The sequence below is a fragment of the Nocardia sp. NPDC005978 genome (assembly GCF_040614455.1).
Lineage (GTDB): Bacteria > Actinomycetota > Actinomycetes > Mycobacteriales > Mycobacteriaceae > Nocardia.
Map to the genome: position 1 here is coordinate 38389 of NZ_JBEXUS010000052.1, position 16006 is coordinate 54394.

A 16006-nucleotide genomic window follows, 5' to 3' on the forward strand; every position below is an offset into this window, starting at 1 on the left:
CGCGATTCGAAGGTCGTTGCTCATGATTCCCCGCCCTACGCTTCCAGTCGACTCTGCTCGGCCCGCGCCGCCGCAGTCAGCACCGACTGCCACAGCGCCAGCGTGTCCTTCTCCCGGCTCCCCGCCCGCTCACGCTGAAACACCTCGTGCAGCATCAGATACAGCAATGACTTGATCACCGGCGCATCGTTCAACCCTCCGCGCCGCCCGCCCAGGATCGCAGCCCGGTACCGCTGGTTCAGCAGGATCGCCCGCCCCTCACGGTCCAGGTCGAAGAAGGCGTCTGTCTCGAACGGCTCCCAGCGCAGGGCTATCGGCTCCTCGCCGATCAGGTACGGGAGCTCTTCGGAGATCGCTTCCCGCACCGAGGAATCCAGGCCCTTGCCCGGAGGGATCACCGGTTTGCGTTCCACCCCCGCGCGTTTGCGGGCCTCGCGGTAGGTGTGGTCGGCGGCGGTGAGGTACTCGGCGAACTTCGTGCCGGTGTCGTCCACCGCCGTGTCGAGGGCCGCGATGAACTCCGGCGACACCTCCACGCCGTCCTTCTTCACCGTCAGGCGGAACGTGTCACCGGCATTGTCGGGCAGTTCCACCGCCACCCGCGCCAGAACCAGATGCTGCTCGGGCTGCCGATAGTTGTTCCAGCCGCCGGCCTGCACCAGACGATCGTTCCGATACAGGTAGAACCCCTGCGTGCTCTGCAGCGAGCCGATCGCGCGGAACTGCGGCAGGGAGGATTTCGGGGGCCAGATGTGGGCGGAGAGTTGCGTCGGTCCCGCCGCGGGGAGATCCACCGTGAACGTGCGGGGAAAGTCTTGGTTGCCCGTCACCGGGTAGCCGAACGGATCCACCGGGAGCACCCCGAAATCCATCACCACCGTCCCGGACGTGATGTCCTCCACGGCGATCGTGATGTTGAAGTTCTCGCGCGCGAGATAGCGGTGCAGCTGCAGCCCGAGGTGCATGCTCAGCGAATTGATCGTCCGGGACAAGTAGCGCTCGGTCTGCTCCAGGCCGCCGTTGCGGGGGAAGTCCTTCACCCCGTCCCAGCGCACCACCGTGCCCTGCCACGTGATCGGGTTGCCGTTGTAGCGGTCGATCAGCTGCTGGGCGTAGCCGGGTTCGACTATGTCGCACTGGAACCCGGACTTCGCGTGTTCCATCACCCATTGACGGCCGGCGGGGCGGCTGGTGCGGGTGCGGCTGACCACCGTCACCGCGGCGGCGTGGCTCAGCGACGCGGACTTGAGGCCCGTGCCGAACATCCCGAGCGAACCCGCGCTGTAATCCCGGCGGCCGCCGACCGTCATGGCGATGTCGAGCTCGTCCTCGGTCATGCCGCGGCCGTCGTCGATGATCAGCAGGCTCACCAGCCGATCGCCGTCGCGCAGGAAGTGGATGACCACGTCCCGCGCGCCGGCGTCGATGGAATTGTCGACCAGATCGGCGATGGCGGCGTCGAAGCCGTAGCCCTGACTGGTCAGCGCTTCCATATAGCGCGCATCGGGTGGAAGTCGTTTACTCCCGATTGTCGGGACATCGAACTTCCACGCCTGCGCCATGACCACCCCAGAGAACAGATAACACCCGAACGAGCACTCTAGCCAATGATTCGCGACTCGAGTGCCGGCGTTACCGAATACGCGTGGGTAACCGATCAATTGACCGATCTACCCGGATTCGGGATACACCGATTCGATCAGATGTACGGACTCGGGCTTGGCGCGCACGGGATTTCGGCCACCGACCCCGGGCTGAACGTATTCAGCATCAGCGCCGCCACCGTCGGATCCACCGACACGCTGTTGTGCCCCGCGAAGTTCACCGGGCAGACGTCCTGCAACACGATGTTCGTCGCGTTCGGGGCCTCGCGCACACCGCTGGTGTACGGCACGACCTCGGTGTCGGCGCGGGTCACCAGATTGGTGTACTGCACGCCCGGTGCGTAAACCCCTGCGGCCTGCAGATTCTTGATGAAGCCCGAGACCGGGAGCATGTCCACGCAGCCCTGGCAGATCGGGCGCAGGGCGTCGAAGACCGCCTGGTCCACGCCCAGACCCGCGGCCGCGTTCACCACCGGGTCGGCGACGTGGGTGCCCGCCCAGATCGGAACGAGGTTGAAGGTCTTGGACACCACCTGGTCGCCGCCGTTGAACAGCAGGTAGTGCGCGCCGACCAGGGTGCCCTCGGACCAGGTCAGCAGGTTGACCTTCGAGGCCCCGGTCGAGTCCAGGACGCGGTTGACGAAGTCCCGCAACTCGTTGCTGGACTGCGGGATCGGCTCCATACCGCCCATGCCCGCGATCGGGCCGGACTGACTCGGGTAGATGCCGTAGGTGACCGAGTAGACGCAGTAGCCGTTGTTGTGCAGCAGCGGCGCCATGGCGGGCCAGCCGCCGCCGTTGCCGAGCACGCCGTGCACCAGGACCACCGGTTCGGGGTGCGCGGCGGTCGGGACGCAGGGCCAGTCGTTCGCGCCCGGCGGGTTGAACGGGGGCTTCGCGGTGTTCGCGTCGATGAACCATTGCGCGACGGAGTAATTGACCGGGAGTTGCTCGGGCTCGGCGGCGGCGGTGCCGGTGGCCAGGAAAAGCCCCGTCACCGCGGCCAGGGAAAGGGTTATGCGACTACAGATTCGATGCAACTCGATGCCTCCGCTGGTCGACACGGACAGTGGGTAGCCAGAAGATCGCTCGGCGTACCTTATCGGTCGAAAACCAGCGGAATGGGGACGAAACGCCGATCAGATACCGGCGCCGAGCGCCCGCATGCAGCGCACGACGAGCGCGGCGGGGTCGACCGGATCGGGCGGGGAGGCGACCGCCCATTCCTCGAGCGCGATGCGGATCGCACCCGCGGCCGCGGCGGCGAGCAGGCGCAGGCGGACCGGATCCGCGTCCGGACCGGCCAATTCGGCCAGGACCGTGCGCAATTCACGTTCGCCGTCGAGATTGATGCGATGCCACACGTCCCGCAGCGCCGGGTCGTTCTCCATGGCGCGCAGCAGTCCCCGGGTGAGCTCGAAGTCCTCGCCGTCGGCGATGCTCAGCGCCCGCACCGCGGCGGCCTCGAGTTCGCCGAGGGTCGGCAGCCGGCGCGGACCCGCCGCGATCGTCTCGAACCAGCGTTGGGCGCCGGTGGTGAGCATCGGCTCGACCGCGTCCTGTTTGGTGCGCGCGTAGCGGTAGAAGGTGCGCAGGCCCACCCCCGAGGCCGCGGCGATCTGTTCGGCGGTGACCTCGGCGGTCCCGTGGTCGGCGAACAGGCGCGCGGCGGTGCGCGCGATGTCCAGGCGCGTCTCGGCGCGGCGGCGTTCGGCCAGCGAGGGACGGCCGGGCTCCGAGGTGGGCATGCGGGGTCCTTTGCTCGGTGAGTGGTCGAGCTCATCCTAGTCTTCGGATGCCAGTATGGCACGACGTGCCACTCAGGCGTAACGTGTCAATTAGTGGGGCGGGGCGAGACAGACAGAGGAGAAGTTCGCAATGGAGCGTTTCACCGATCGCCGAGTACTGATCACCGGCGCGGGTTCGGGCATCGGCCGGGCCACCGTGCACCGGGTCCTGTCCGAGAGTGGGCAGGTCGTAGCGGCCGACATCAACGAGGCCGGGCTCGCCGAGACCGCGAAGCAGGCCGCCGACCAGGGGCACGCCGATCGACTGCGGACCGTCGCGATCGACATCGGCAACGAGGAGTCGGTGCGAGCGGGCGTGGCCACCGCTGTCGAGACGCTCGGCGGCATCGACGCGCTGATCAACGCCGCGGGCATCCTGCGCTCGGCACACACCCATGAGATGTCCCTCGACGACTTCAACAAGATCATCACCGTGAACCTCACCGGCACCTTCCTCATGATTCGCGAGGCGCTGCCCGCGCTGCTGGCCTCGGACAAGGGCGTGATCGTCAACTTCACCTCCACCTCCGCGTTCTTCGCGCACCCGTACATGAGCGCGTACGCCGCGTCCAAGGGCGGCATCATGTCCATGACGCACGCGCTCGCCGCGGAATACAGCAAGCAGGGACTGCGCGTAGTCGCCGTCGCGCCGGGTTCGATCTCCAGCGACATGACCGACGGCCGCGGGCCGGGCCTGCCCGAGGACGCCGACCTGAGCCTGTTCATGAAGCTCGCGCCCGGCATCGGACAGGGTTTCGCCTCGCCCGACACCGTGGCCGGGGTGGTCGCCATGCTCGCCTCGGACGACGGCGCCTTCATCACCGGCACCGAGATCCGCATCGACGGCGGCACGCACTACTGATCAGTCGGCGGTATGCCCGAAATGTCCAGTGGGGTTGGCGCACGGTGAAACTCGGGGAAACCCCCTGAGAAGAGTCATCCCGAAGGTGTACGCCCGCCCTGAACTATCTGTGAATCTGCTGCGGACTGTGTTTTTCCGGTAGCCACATGAGGCACAGTGTGTGTCCATGAGCACTACGAAATTTGTTTCCGCACAAAAGATTATTGCTCGGATAGCCATCGTTGGCGCGATCGCTGCGGTACCCCTTGCCGCAGCGGCCGCACCGGCCCTGGCGGATGTTCCGCTCGATACCCAGGTCACCGAGGTGTCCCGGCCGCACGGACCGGACCGCAATGATCGCAACCCCTGGCCCGGCTGGAATGCCGACAACCCGTGGGCCAACAACGACAACCATCACCACGGCCGGTGGCACAACGACAATCCCAAGCCCGGCTGGCGCGATAACCACGGGTGGCAGCAGGTCGTGCCGCGCGGCATGTTCGGCAGCAGCTGACCCGAGAATGAAAGGCCCGGCGCCTGTTGGGGGCGCCGGGCCTTTTCGTGCGCGGTGTCATTTCACCGCGGCCGCCACCCCGTCGAGAATCAATTCCAGGCCGAAGTGGAAATCCTCGCTCATCGACGCGGCGGCGGAGTCCGGCTCCGGCGGAATCGATTCGAAGATCCCGGAATCGAAAAGCGCCGCGATATCGGGTAACCGGCCGGCGTCGAGCAGTCCCGTCAGATCGCGGCCGTAGTTCGCCAGCGCCTGCGATTCGTCGAGCGCGGCCGCGGTCCTGCTGTCGCGCAACTGCCGCTCCAGGTCGAAACCCTGCCGGACGTAACCGCCGAGCACGGTGATCACGCCGATCTTCGCACCCCAGTCCAGGCCGGTCGGGCGCAGCGCGCGCAGGCCGGCGTCCATCCAGGCGATGGCGTGCGGCCCGCGCGGCGGGCCGGTGATCGGCCACTGCGCCAGCCACGGATGCGCTTGGAACACCGCGCATTGCGCCAGCGCCCACTCGCGCAGATCCGCGCGCCACTCCCCCCGCGCCGCGAGCGATTCCGGCACCGGGCCGAAGGCGGCGTCGCCCATCAGGGCCACGAGTTCGTCCTTGGATCCGACGTGCCGGTACAGCGACATCGGCGTAACGCTCAGCGCGGCCGCGATTTTGGGCAGCGTCGCGCCCGCGGCGCCCTCGCGATCGGCCAGTTCCACGGCCGTCGCGACGACGCGATCCACATCCAGTTCCGCGCGCCGGCCCAGGCGCGAGCCGGTGGGCAATCGCCACAGGCGCGCCAGGTCACCGGGTACTTCGCGGTCCGACACCAACGCCTCCGATCACAGGGTTTGCGACCGGAAACTTTAGCATAGACCTTATAGTATAAGTCTTATACTATTGCGGGCATGGCCATCGACCTCCGCCGCCTCACCGGAGCCGCCGCCCTGCTCGGCGCCGGACTCACCTTCGTCCAGCTCCCGCTCTACTTCGTCTACGCCGGTCCCCCGCCGGACTGGAACATCCTGACCCGCGCCCTGTTCGGCCTCGCGGGCATGATGGCGCTGCTCGTGTTCTTCACCGGCCTGGGCCAACTCGTCAAGCGCGCACTGCCCGAACTGGATTGGCTCGGGGCGCTGATCACCAACGCCGGATTACTGTGGCTCGCCATGGTTCTCGTGGCCACCGGCCTCGAGGTCGGCGCGACGATCCAGTCCCCCGACCCCATCGACCCGACCATCACCGTCAGCGGCACCTACATCCTCTACGGCACGATCTCCCGCTTCCTGGAAGCGCTGATGTTCGCCGCCACCGCGTACGCCGTCCACCGCACCGCCCTGCTCCCCCGCTGGGCCGCCCGCACCGCGTACCTCCTCGCGGCCCTCAACCTCGCCTTCACGCCATCGCTGTTCTTCGGGAACACCCCGGCGAACTTCTACGCCGCCAACGGCTGGGGCACCACCGCCACGATGGGCGCGCTGACCATGACCTGGCTCGTCGCCGCGGGCGTCGCGCTGGTCCGCGGACGGTCCGGGGTCGAACCGGGCACTCCGGAGCGCGCGGTCGCGCACTGAGATGAGCCGCGCGGCAACGCACTCCCCGCCCCGGACACGCGAAAGGCCCGGCACTCACCAGGAGTGCCGGGCCTTTCAGCGATCAGAAAACCTTACGCGGTTTCGGTGATCGGGCGGTCGACCCAGCTCATCAGGCCGCGCAGCTTCGCGCCGGTGACCTCGATCGGGTGCTCGGCGTTGGCCTTGCGCAGGCCCTCGAGCTCGGTGTTGCCGTTCTCGACGTTGGCCACGAGGCGCTTGACGAAGGTGCCGTCCTGGATGTCGGACAGGATCGCCTTCATGCGCTCCTTGGTGCCGGCGTCGATGACGCGCGGGCCCGACAGGTAGCCACCGAACTCCGCGGTGTCGGACACCGAGTAGTTCATGCGGGCGATGCCGCCCTCGTACATGAGGTCGACGATCAGCTTCAGCTCGTGCAGGACCTCGAAGTACGCCATCTCGGGCGCGTAGCCGGCCTCGACCATGACCTCGAAGCCGGTCTTGACGAGCTCCTCGGTGCCACCGCAGAGCACGGCCTGCTCACCGAACAGGTCGGTCTCGGTCTCTTCCTTGAAGGTGGTCTTGATGACGCCGGCGCGCGCGCCACCGATGGCCTTCGCGTAGGACAGCGCCAGGGCCTGGCCCTCGCCCTTCGGGTCCTGGTCCACGGCGATCAGGGCCGGAACGCCCTTGCCGTCGACGTACTGACGACGCACCAGGTGGCCGGGGCCCTTCGGGGCGACCATCGCGACGGTGACGTTGGCCGGAGCCTTGATCAGACCGAAGTGGATGTTCAGGCCGTGGCCGAAGAACAGCGCGTCGCCGTCCTTCAGGTTGGGCTCGATGTCGTTGGTGAAGATCGAGGCCTGCGCGGTGTCGGGCGCGAGGACCATGATCACGTCGGCCCAGGCGGAGACCTCGGCGGGGGTGCCGACGGTCAGACCTGCCTCTTCGGCCTTCGGGCGGGACTTGGAGCCCTCGGTCAGGCCGACGCGGACCTCGACGCCGGAATCGCGCAGGCTCAGCGAGTGCGCGTGGCCCTGGCTGCCGTAGCCGATCACGGCGACCTTGCGGCCCTGGATGATCGACAGGTCGGCGTCGTCGTCGTAGAACATCTCGACTGCCACTTTGGGTATCTCCTTCTGATTCTGTGTCTGAGCTATGTGTGATCCCGGCACAGCTTGCCGGGATGACGATCGATTGGCCGCCGGGGCGGCCGGTTACTAGCGAGTTGCGGTGATGGACTTGGGCCCGCGGCCCACCGCGACGACTCCGGACTGCACGATCTCACGGATGCCGTACGGCTCCATCATGCGCAGCAGGGCGTCGAGCTTGGAACGGGTACCGGTCGCCTCGATCGTGAGCGCGTCGGGCGAAACGTCGATCACCTTGGCGCGGAACAGGTTCACGGCCTCGATGACCTGGGTGCGCACACTGGCGTCCGCGCGCACCTTCACCAGGATCAGTTCGCGGGCAACCGAGCTGTCGTCGTCCTGCTCGACGATCTTGATGACGTTGACCAGCTTGTTCAGCTGCTTGGTCACCTGCTCGAGCGGCAGATCCTCGACCGTGACGACGATGGTCATACGCGAGATCTCGGGAATCTCGGTACCGCCCACCGCCAGCGACTCGATATTGAACCCGCGGCGGGAGAACAGCGACGCGACGCGCGCGAGCACGCCCGGCTTGTCCTCGACGAGCACGGACAGGGTGTGGGTCGTGCTCATTCCTCGGTCCCCTTCTGGGCGGCCTTCTCGTGGGCGGTGAGCGTGGCCTTCTCGTGCGACATGGCCTCGTGGATCACCGCGGGCTCGTCGACGGCCTCGTCGTCGTCGAACAGCGGGCGGATGCCGCGCGCGGCCATGATCTCGTCGTTGGAGGTGCCGGCGGCGACCATCGGCCACACCTGCGCGTCCTTGCCGACGATGAAGTCGATCACCACGGGCCGGTCGTTGATCGACTGCGCCTCGCGGATCGCGGCCTCGACGTCCTCTTCCTTCTCCACGCGAATGCCGTGGCAGCCCAGGGCTTCCGCGAGCTTCACGAAGTCCGGGATGCGCAGGGTATGCGTGCCCAGATCGGTGTTGGAGTAGCGCTTGTCGTAGAACAGGGTCTGCCACTGGCGGACCATGCCCAGGTTGCCGTTGTTGATGAGCGCGACCTTGATCGGCACGCCCTCGACGGCACAGGTCGCCAGTTCCTGATTGGTCATCTGGAAGCAGCCGTCGCCGTCGATGGCCCAGACCTCGCGGTCCGGCATGCCCATCTTGGCGCCCATCGCGGCGGGCACCGAGTAGCCCATGGTGCCCAGGCCACCGGAGTTCAGCCAGGTGCGCGGCTTCTCGTACTTGATGAACTGCGCGGCCCACATCTGGTGCTGGCCGACGCCCGCGCAGTAGATCGCGTCGGGACCGGCGAGCTGGCCCAGCTTCTCGATGACGAACTCGGGCGAGAGCGAACCGTCGGACGGGGTCTTCCAGCCCAGCGGGTACTGATCGCGCACGCCGGACAGGTAGGTCCACCATTCGGTGAGGTTCAGCAGCGGGGCGTCGCCGGCGGCCGGATCGGACTTGAGGGTCTCGATCAGCTCGGCGATGACCTCGCGGCAGTCGCCCACGATCGGGACGTCCGCGTGCCGGTTCTTGCCGATCTCGGCCGGGTCGATGTCGGCGTGGATGACCTTGGCGCCGGGCGCGAAGGAGTCCAGCTGACCGGTGACGCGGTCGTCGAAACGCGCGCCGAGGGTGATCAGCAGGTCCGACTTCTGCAGGGCCGCGACCGCGCCGACGGTGCCGTGCATGCCGGGCATGCCCATGTTCAGGGTGTGCGTGTCGGGGAACGAGCCGCGGGCCATGAGGGTCGTCACGACCGGGATGCCGGTCAGTTCCGCCAGCTCGAGCAGCTCGGCGTGCGCGTCGGCCTTGATGACGCCGCCGCCGACGTAGAGCACGGGCGCCTTGGCTTCCATGATCATGCGGGCGGCCTCGCGCACCTGCTTGCCGTGCGGCTTGGTGACCGGACGGTAGCCGGGCAGGCGCATCTCCGGCGGCCAGCTGAAGGTGGTCTGGGCCTGCAGCACGTCCTTGGGGATGTCGACCAGGACCGCGCCCGGGCGGCCCGACGCGGCGAGGTAGAACGCCTCGGCGAGCATGCGCGGGATGTCGATCGGGTCGGTCACCAGGAAGTTGTGCTTGGTACACGCCATGGTGATGCCGGAGATGTCGGCTTCCTGGAACGCGTCGGTGCCGATGAGGCTGCGGCCGACCTGACCGGTGATCGCCACCAGCGGGACCGAGTCCATCTGCGCGTCGGCGATCGGGGTCACCAGGTTGGTCGCGCCCGGACCGGACGTGGCCATGCACACACCGACCTTGCCGGTGGCCTGGGCGTAGCCGGTGGCCGCGTGGCCGCCGCCCTGCTCATGGCGCACCAGCACGTGGCGGACCTTCACCGAGTCGAACAGCGGATCGTAGACCGGAAGAATCGCACCGCCCGGAATACCGAATACCGTGTCGACGCCGAGCTCCTCGAGGGAGCGGACAACAGACTGCGCGCCGGTGACCCGCTCGGGCGGGACCTGGCGACGATTCGGGGTGGCCGGAGCCGGGGCCGCGGGGGCCGCGGGCGCGGGCCGCCGGGCCGAGGGCCCGGGTCGGGCGGTAGGTGCGCTCACCGTCTGTTCCTTACTGCTCTGTCGTTCGGAGTTCATGGACTTGCCTGAACACAAAAAAGCCCTCGACAGCCATGGCTGTTCGAGGGTGGCGCGTCGCAGCTGCGAGCTGACGTAATAGACCTATAGTCGTCGGCTCAGCGCTGGACGCGCCGGCCGATTACGAGCAACTCGAATCGATTCACGCGCACGACGGTATGTGTGCATGAGCCGCTGAGTCAAACATCTGACCATGTGTGTCTCATTATGTGAGACAGAGCGGTTGTTCGGGTTCGTTCAACACAATGCGAGGATGGGGGTGTGTCATCACCGCATCAGTCCGTGCCACCGGCTCGATCGTCCCATACGCCCGACGCAGGATCGGACACGGGTCGCGTGATCCGCCTCCCGCGACTCGCGCATCTCGGGGTCTTCCTCCTGCTGTTCTCCGTGGCTTTCCCGTTCTTCGGGGCCCCGAAGGTGCTGTGGGTGTTGTTCGCCATACCGCTCGCGCTGGCGGTGTGGATCGAGCGCTCCCGGACCCGGGTCTCCGAATCCGGCATCGACACCCGCAGCATGTTCTCCAGCCGGCACATCGACTGGGCGGACGTGCGCGGGCTGCGCATCCCCAAACGCGGCTGGCTGCAACTGCATCTGGCCGACGACTCGGACGCGAGCCTGCCCGGCGTGAGCTACGACCGGCTCTCGGCACTGGTCGAGGCGTCCAACGGGCGCATCCCGGATCCGTTCGTGGAACCGCTGGACGCGGACGCGGCGGAGGATGCCGAAGACATCGAAGCGGTGGCGGACGAGGACGCCGCACCCGGCGAGCAGACGCCGAAGGCCGAGGGCGACAACGGCACCGAGGGCGACAAGCACTCCTAGACATCCGCACACGCCGCGTGTCGGGGTGCGAGGTTTCGGCCGCTGACGGGGATTACCGGGCGCGGGAGTAACGTTGTGCACTCCGCCGACCTATGCGGCGCAGTCGCCGAACAGCCCCCTGCGACGAGAAATCCGAGGACCCGAAACTCATGCCACCGCTTCGCTCACGAACCACCACCGTCGGACGCAATGCCGCGGGCGCTCGCTCGCTATGGCGCGCGACGGGCCTGACCGACTCCGACTTCGGTAAGCCGATCGTCGCCATCGCGAACTCGTACACCCAGTTCGTCCCGGGCCACGTGCATCTGAAGGACGTCGGCGAGATCGTGGCCGAGGCGGTCCGGGCGGCGGGCGGCGTACCGCGCGAGTTCCACACCATCGCGGTCGACGACGGTATCGCCATGGGTCACGGCGGCATGCTCTACTCGCTGCCCTCGCGCGAGATCATCGCCGACTCGGTCGAATACATGGCCAACGCGCACACCGCCGACGCCCTGGTCTGCATCTCCAACTGCGACAAGATCACTCCCGGCATGCTGAACGCCGCGATGCGGCTGAACATCCCGGCCGTGTTCGTCTCGGGCGGGCCGATGGAGGCCGGCAAGGCCGTCGTGGTGGACGGTGTGGCGCACGCGCCGACCGACCTCATCACCGCCATCTCCGCCAGCGCCTCGCAGGTCGTCACCGAGGAGGGCCTGAGCGAGGTCGAGCGCAGCGCGTGCCCGACCTGTGGCTCGTGCTCGGGCATGTTCACCGCCAACTCCATGAACTGCCTCACCGAGGCCCTGGGTCTGGCGCTGCCCGGCAACGGCTCCACCCTCGCAACGCATTCCGCGCGGCGGGCGCTGTTCCAGCGGGCCGGTCGGGTCATCGTGGACGCGGCCAACCGCTGGTACCGCGACGACGACGCCTCGGTGCTGCCGCGAAACATCGCCAACGTCAAGGCTTTCCGCAACGCCATGGCCCTGGACGTGGCCATGGGCGGATCGACCAACACCGTGCTGCACACCCTGGCCGCGGCGCAGGAGGGCGAGATCGACTTCGATCTGTCCGACATCGACGCGATCTCGCGCCGCGTGCCGTGCCTGTCCAAGGTCTCGCCCAACTCCGATTACCACATGGAGGATGTGCACCGCGCCGGCGGAATCCCGGCCCTGCTCGGCGAATTGCGCCGCGGCGGCCTGCTCGAGACCGATGTCAGCACCGTGCACACCGCATCGTTCGACGAGTGGCTGGACGAGTGGGATATCCGCTCCGGCAAGGCTTCCGACGAGGCCGTCGAGCTCTTCCACGCCGCGCCCGGCGGTGTGCGCACCACCGAGCCGTTCTCCACCGACAACCGCTGGTCCTCGCTGGACACCGACGCGGCCGGCGGCTGCATCCGCGACATCGCCAACGCCTACACGGTCGAGGGCGGGCTCTGCGTGCTGCGCGGCAACATCGCGCTCGACGGCGCGATCCTCAAGACCGCGGGCATCGACGAGGAGCTGTTCACCTTCGAGGGCCCGGCCGTGGTGGTCGAATCCCAGGAGGAGGCCGTCTCGCTGATCCTGGGCAAGAAGATTCAGCCCGGCGATGTCGTCGTCGTCCGCTACGAGGGTCCCAAGGGCGGGCCGGGCATGCAGGAGATGCTGCACCCGACCTCGTTCCTCAAGGGCATGGGCCTGGGCAAGGTCTGCGCGCTCATCACCGACGGCCGGTTCTCCGGCGGCACCTCCGGTCTGTCGATCGGGCACATGTCGCCCGAGGCGGCGGGCGGCGGCGCGATCGGCCTGATCGAGAACGGCGACCGCATCCGGATCGACGTGCACACCCGCGCACTGGAACTGCTGGTCGACGACGCCGTGCTGGCCGAGCGCCGCGCGAAGATGGAAGCCTCCGAACGTCCGTGGCAGCCGGTGAACCGGGAACGCCCGGTGACCACCGCCCTGCGCGCCTACGCCGCGCTGGCCACCTCCGCCGACAAGGGCGCCGTGCGGCACGTGCCGTAGGAATGAGCTGAGATGACAATCGAATACGTCGGCAAGGCCGACACGATGCTGGCCGAGTACTCGGCCATGTTGGAGCGCTCGGACCTGCGCAATTCCCGGGCGCGCGAATTGCTCGCCGAGGCGGAGGAACTCGCCGCCGAGGCGCGCGAGCTCGACAACGCCGAGCTGTTCGCGGCCCCCGCCGACGCGGCGCGGATCGGTCAGCATCGCGCGATGCTGACCGAGCAGATCGACGCGAAGTCGGGCGAGGTGCTGCGGTTGCACCAGGAGACGTTCCAGGAATGGGAGCGGTTCAACGCCACCCAGTGGTGACGGGGGTTTGCGGGGGCGAGCCCCCGCTGCCCCCGTGGGATGAAGAAAGATTCGCGGGGGCTTCCCCCGCGAAACCCCTCGTGCCCAGCCCAACGGCGCGAAGCGGGAGTAGGTCGCCGAGGCTCTCCCTCTGAGCCCTGCCCGCCGACCGAAGCGGACGTGGAACCCTCGCGGGGCTGCACCCGCGAGCCCCGTGGGATGTGAAACGGCCGGGCGATCCAGTGGATCGCCCGGCCGTTCGCGGTTCGGGTCAGGCGAAGGGGCCGATGCCGGTCAGGGGGTTGCCGCCGTGGAGGTAGATGTAGGTCGCGATCGCGGCGGCGATCGCGGCGACCAGGGCCGCGAGGGAGCCGAGGAAGGGGCGGGTGGCCCAGCCGCGGTTGCGGTCGAGGGAGAGGCGGCCGGGGCCGGTCAGGATCAGGGCGGCGGCCGCACCGGCCAGGATCGAGTCGATCTCCACGCCGGACTTGGTGCCCGCGTTGTACTGGACGCCGGGGATCATGCCTTGTTTCCACATCCAGGCGTCCAGGATCACCGCGAGCACCGCGCCGGCGGCCAGCGGGGTGGCCAGGCCCAGCACGATCAGGATGCCGCCGCCGAGTTCGCCGACCATGAGCAGGCTGGCGGCGATGTCGGCGTGCTTCCAGCCGCCGCTCTCCATCATGTCGCGGGTGCCTTCGAGGCCGGGGCCGTTGAACCAGCCGGTCAGCTTCTGCAGGCCGTGGTAGATGAAGGTGCCGCCGATCATCAAGCGCAGCAGCAGGAGTCCGAGGTCGAGGGTGCCGCGCCGATCGTCGCCGCGCCGGCGCAGCCTGCCGTTCGACTCGCCCGGTCCGGGTGGGGCGGGCGGAATGCTGGCGAAGGCGTAGGTCGGGGCCGCGGCGTCGACCGCCGCGGGCTCGCTCGCCGCCGCGGCGTTCGCGGGCGACGCGCCCGAGCTCGCGGTGATCTCCTCCCGGACCGCGGAGTAGACCGGCACCTCCGGATCCAAACCCAGATCCTCGTCGGTGCGCGGGAGATCCTTGGCGGGCTGATCCTTGCTGAACGCGGGGAGTGAGCCGGAGGTGGTGAACTGCTCGGTCGGCGCCGAATCGTACGGTGAGCGGACCGGTTCACCTACCGGCCGAGGTGCGGTCGCGGGCGTTTCGCCGCCCGGCGCACCGGTGGACGGCTCGTTAGGCTTCTCTGTCACGCGGGTCAGCGTATGCGTCCGAGGCGCTCGACACACGGCAGTCGCGGGCGTGTCCACCGTCCAGTTCGCCGGGCCTGCGAAGAATGGCCCACCCCCGTCCGCGCATCCGCGCCGGGTTTTCCGTAACGTCTGGAGCATGAGTTTGGTTGCTGGCGGCCGTGTCGGGGTGGGCGCGCGGAAAGTCGCGCTCGTCGTGACCCTCGGTGCCGTACTGCTGTCGGGCTGCGCGCGATTCGACGATCGCGCCTCGAGCCCGTTCACCACCGAGCCCGCCTGGCAGGACGCCGATCTGGGCACCAAGGATCCCAAGGCGCCCTCCTCCGCACCCAAGCGCCCCGATCTGCCGTGCGTGGATCCCGATCCGGCCGTGGTGGTTTCGTGCCTGGACACCACCGGCGGGCTGGTCTCGCTGCCGGACGGGGTCAGCGCCCTGGTGGGCGAGCGGCTCACCGGCCGCATTCTCAAGGTGGTGGCCACCGAGGAGGGCGAGCCGCCCGCGCCGATCGAGGTGGCCAAGGTGCCGGTGGATCCCACCGGCGACGGCGGGCTGACCTCGCTGACCCTGTCCCCCAGCTTCGGCGAGGACGGGCTCATCTACGCCTACACCACCACCGGCGGCGACAACCGCGTGGTGCGCGTGTCGCTCGAGGGCGGCGAGGCCAAGCCGATTCTGACCGGAATCCCCAAGGGCGCCACCGGCAATCGCGGCGCGATCGACTTCCACTCCGGCGACAAGATGCTGGTGCTGACCGGCGACACCGGCAACCCGGGCGCGGCGGCGGACAACGGCTCGCTGGCCGGAAAGCTGTTGAGCGTGACCGGTCCCGCACCGGGCGCGAGCGCGCAGGTGATGCTCGCCGGCATCGGCACCGCGGGCGGGGTGTGCTCCGATCACGCCGACTCGATCTGGGTCACCGATCGCACCGCCACCGAGGATCGCCTGCAGCGCGTGGCCGGTGACGGCGCCGCGTCCGTGGCGTGGAGCTGGCCGGACCGTCCGGGCGTGGCCGGCTGCGCGGCGGCCTCGGACGGGGTGGCGATCTCGTTCACCAACCAGAAGGCGCTGGCGATCGCGCAGGCCGACAAGACGACCCACGCGGTGACCGCGGCCCCGTCGCTGTACGCGCAGGACAAGTACGGCCGCCTGGACGGCGCGGCCATGGGCGGCGACGGGACGATCTGGGTCTCGACCGTGAACAAGACCGACGGGCAGCCGAACCAGTACGACGATCGCGTCGTACGGATTCCACCGCCCTCCTCGGGCAGCGGGAGCGGACCGGACTAACCCGCACCGGCTCGAGGACCAGTGGCGCACAGCAATCGCTGTGCGCCACTGTCGTTCAGCGCCACCGCCATTCAGCACTACCGCTGTTCGGAACCCTGTACAGAACCGAGCCACGCCCGCGACGACCGCCGCAGACAGGGACACGAACAGGGACAACAATCCACGCCCGTCGCACCGCCTTGCCCGACGCGGGCAGCACGGGCAGCGCACGAGGTGGCGCAGGCACCGCAGGTGGCACAACCAGCGGGGGTGGCGTTGAGCCCGTGACCACGGTGACCCTGTCGGCATGCCCCCGAACGACTTCGGCGCACGACCATTTGGTCGTGGGGCCAAGTAGGTGGCAGAGCTACCGCGAGGGGGGCCAGCGGTTGGGGGAATCATGAGACTCCGCAGGCGGCGAGCACCATCTA

General features: G+C 68.5%; 15 protein-coding genes. 7 read left to right on the forward strand and 8 right to left on the reverse strand.

From position 1 onward, the window contains the following. Nucleotides 1-35: 35 nt before the first annotated feature. The 3 genes from ABZ319_RS23080 to ABZ319_RS23090 all read right to left on the reverse strand — a co-directional run bounded on the left by ABZ319_RS23080 (nt 36) and on the right by ABZ319_RS23090 (nt 3352). Entirely contained in the window at nt 36-1493 is a 1458-nt protein-coding gene (locus ABZ319_RS23080; protein ID WP_354988530.1) for an ATP-binding protein, read from the reverse strand. Between the two features lie 206 nt (nt 1494-1699). Continuing rightward, nucleotides 1700-2668 carry an alpha/beta fold hydrolase gene (locus tag ABZ319_RS23085; protein WP_354988531.1) on the reverse strand — a complete coding sequence of 323 codons (969 nt, stop codon included), beginning with the start codon at nt 2666-2668 and terminating at the stop codon, nt 1700-1702. 75 nt (nt 2669-2743) lie between these two features. Further along, entirely contained in the window at nt 2744-3352 is a 609-nt protein-coding gene (locus ABZ319_RS23090; protein ID WP_354988532.1) for a helix-turn-helix domain-containing protein, read from the reverse strand. A 130-nt stretch (nt 3353-3482) separates the two neighbouring features. On the opposite strand from ABZ319_RS23090, the gene ABZ319_RS23095 reads away from it, so the two are divergent. Together ABZ319_RS23095 and ABZ319_RS23100 are read left to right on the forward strand one after the other, a co-directional pair. Beyond that, nucleotides 3483-4253: an SDR family oxidoreductase gene (locus ABZ319_RS23095; protein ID WP_354988533.1), complete on the forward strand. Its 771-nt coding sequence runs from the start codon at nt 3483-3485 to the stop codon at nt 4251-4253. A 160-nt stretch (nt 4254-4413) separates the two neighbouring features. Further along, complete coding sequence (locus ABZ319_RS23100) at nt 4414-4746, forward strand: hypothetical protein (protein WP_354988534.1); 333 nt, start codon at nt 4414-4416, stop codon at nt 4744-4746. Nucleotides 4747-4803: 57 nt separating this feature from the next. On the opposite strand, the gene ABZ319_RS23105 is transcribed toward ABZ319_RS23100, so the two are convergent. Then, complete coding sequence (locus ABZ319_RS23105) at nt 4804-5559, reverse strand: TetR/AcrR family transcriptional regulator (protein ID WP_354988535.1); 756 nt, start codon at nt 5557-5559, stop codon at nt 4804-4806. Between the two features lie 78 nt (nt 5560-5637). Between ABZ319_RS23105 and ABZ319_RS23110 the strand changes: the two genes are divergently transcribed. Continuing rightward, a complete protein-coding gene (locus ABZ319_RS23110; RefSeq protein WP_354988536.1) occupies nt 5638-6303 on the forward strand; it encodes a hypothetical protein in 666 nt (221 codons plus the stop codon). 92 nt (nt 6304-6395) lie between these two features. Here ABZ319_RS23110 and ilvC read toward each other — a convergent pair whose 3' ends face one another. The 3 genes from ilvC to ABZ319_RS23125 all read right to left on the reverse strand — a co-directional run bounded on the left by ilvC (nt 6396) and on the right by ABZ319_RS23125 (nt 9955). Continuing rightward, a complete protein-coding gene (ilvC, locus tag ABZ319_RS23115; protein WP_354988543.1) occupies nt 6396-7397 on the reverse strand; it encodes a ketol-acid reductoisomerase in 1002 nt (333 codons plus the stop codon). Nucleotides 7398-7505: 108 nt separating this feature from the next. After that, entirely contained in the window at nt 7506-8009 is a 504-nt protein-coding gene (ilvN, locus tag ABZ319_RS23120) for an acetolactate synthase small subunit (RefSeq protein WP_153810031.1), read from the reverse strand. Beyond that, complete coding sequence (locus ABZ319_RS23125; RefSeq protein WP_354988537.1) at nt 8006-9955, reverse strand: acetolactate synthase large subunit; 1950 nt, start codon at nt 9953-9955, stop codon at nt 8006-8008. The genes ilvN and ABZ319_RS23125 overlap by 4 nt, the downstream gene beginning before the upstream one ends. Before the next feature lie 372 nt (nt 9956-10327). On the opposite strand from ABZ319_RS23125, the gene ABZ319_RS23130 reads away from it, so the two are divergent. The 3 genes from ABZ319_RS23130 (at nt 10328) to ABZ319_RS23140 (ending at nt 13119) form a co-directional block, all read left to right on the forward strand. Beyond that, nucleotides 10328-10816: a PH domain-containing protein gene (locus ABZ319_RS23130; RefSeq protein WP_354988538.1), complete on the forward strand. Its 489-nt coding sequence runs from the start codon at nt 10328-10330 to the stop codon at nt 10814-10816. 149 nt (nt 10817-10965) lie between these two features. Continuing rightward, nucleotides 10966-12807, forward strand: a complete 1842-nt coding sequence (gene ilvD, locus ABZ319_RS23135) for a dihydroxy-acid dehydratase (RefSeq protein WP_354988539.1) — start codon at nt 10966-10968, stop codon at nt 12805-12807. Between the two features lie 12 nt (nt 12808-12819). Beyond that, on the forward strand, nt 12820-13119 hold the full coding sequence (locus tag ABZ319_RS23140; RefSeq protein WP_354988540.1) for a hypothetical protein: 300 nt from the start codon (nt 12820-12822) through the stop codon (nt 13117-13119). Nucleotides 13120-13369: 250 nt separating this feature from the next. Here the strand turns inward: ABZ319_RS23140 and ABZ319_RS23145 are convergent, their stop codons facing one another. Next, nucleotides 13370-14311, reverse strand: a complete 942-nt coding sequence (locus ABZ319_RS23145) for a DoxX family protein (protein WP_354988541.1) — start codon at nt 14309-14311, stop codon at nt 13370-13372. Between the two features lie 136 nt (nt 14312-14447). Between ABZ319_RS23145 and ABZ319_RS23150 the strand changes: the two genes are divergently transcribed. Next, nucleotides 14448-15596: a PQQ-dependent sugar dehydrogenase gene (locus ABZ319_RS23150; protein WP_354988542.1), complete on the forward strand. Its 1149-nt coding sequence runs from the start codon at nt 14448-14450 to the stop codon at nt 15594-15596. The last annotated feature ends 410 nt before the right edge of the window (nt 15597-16006 follow it).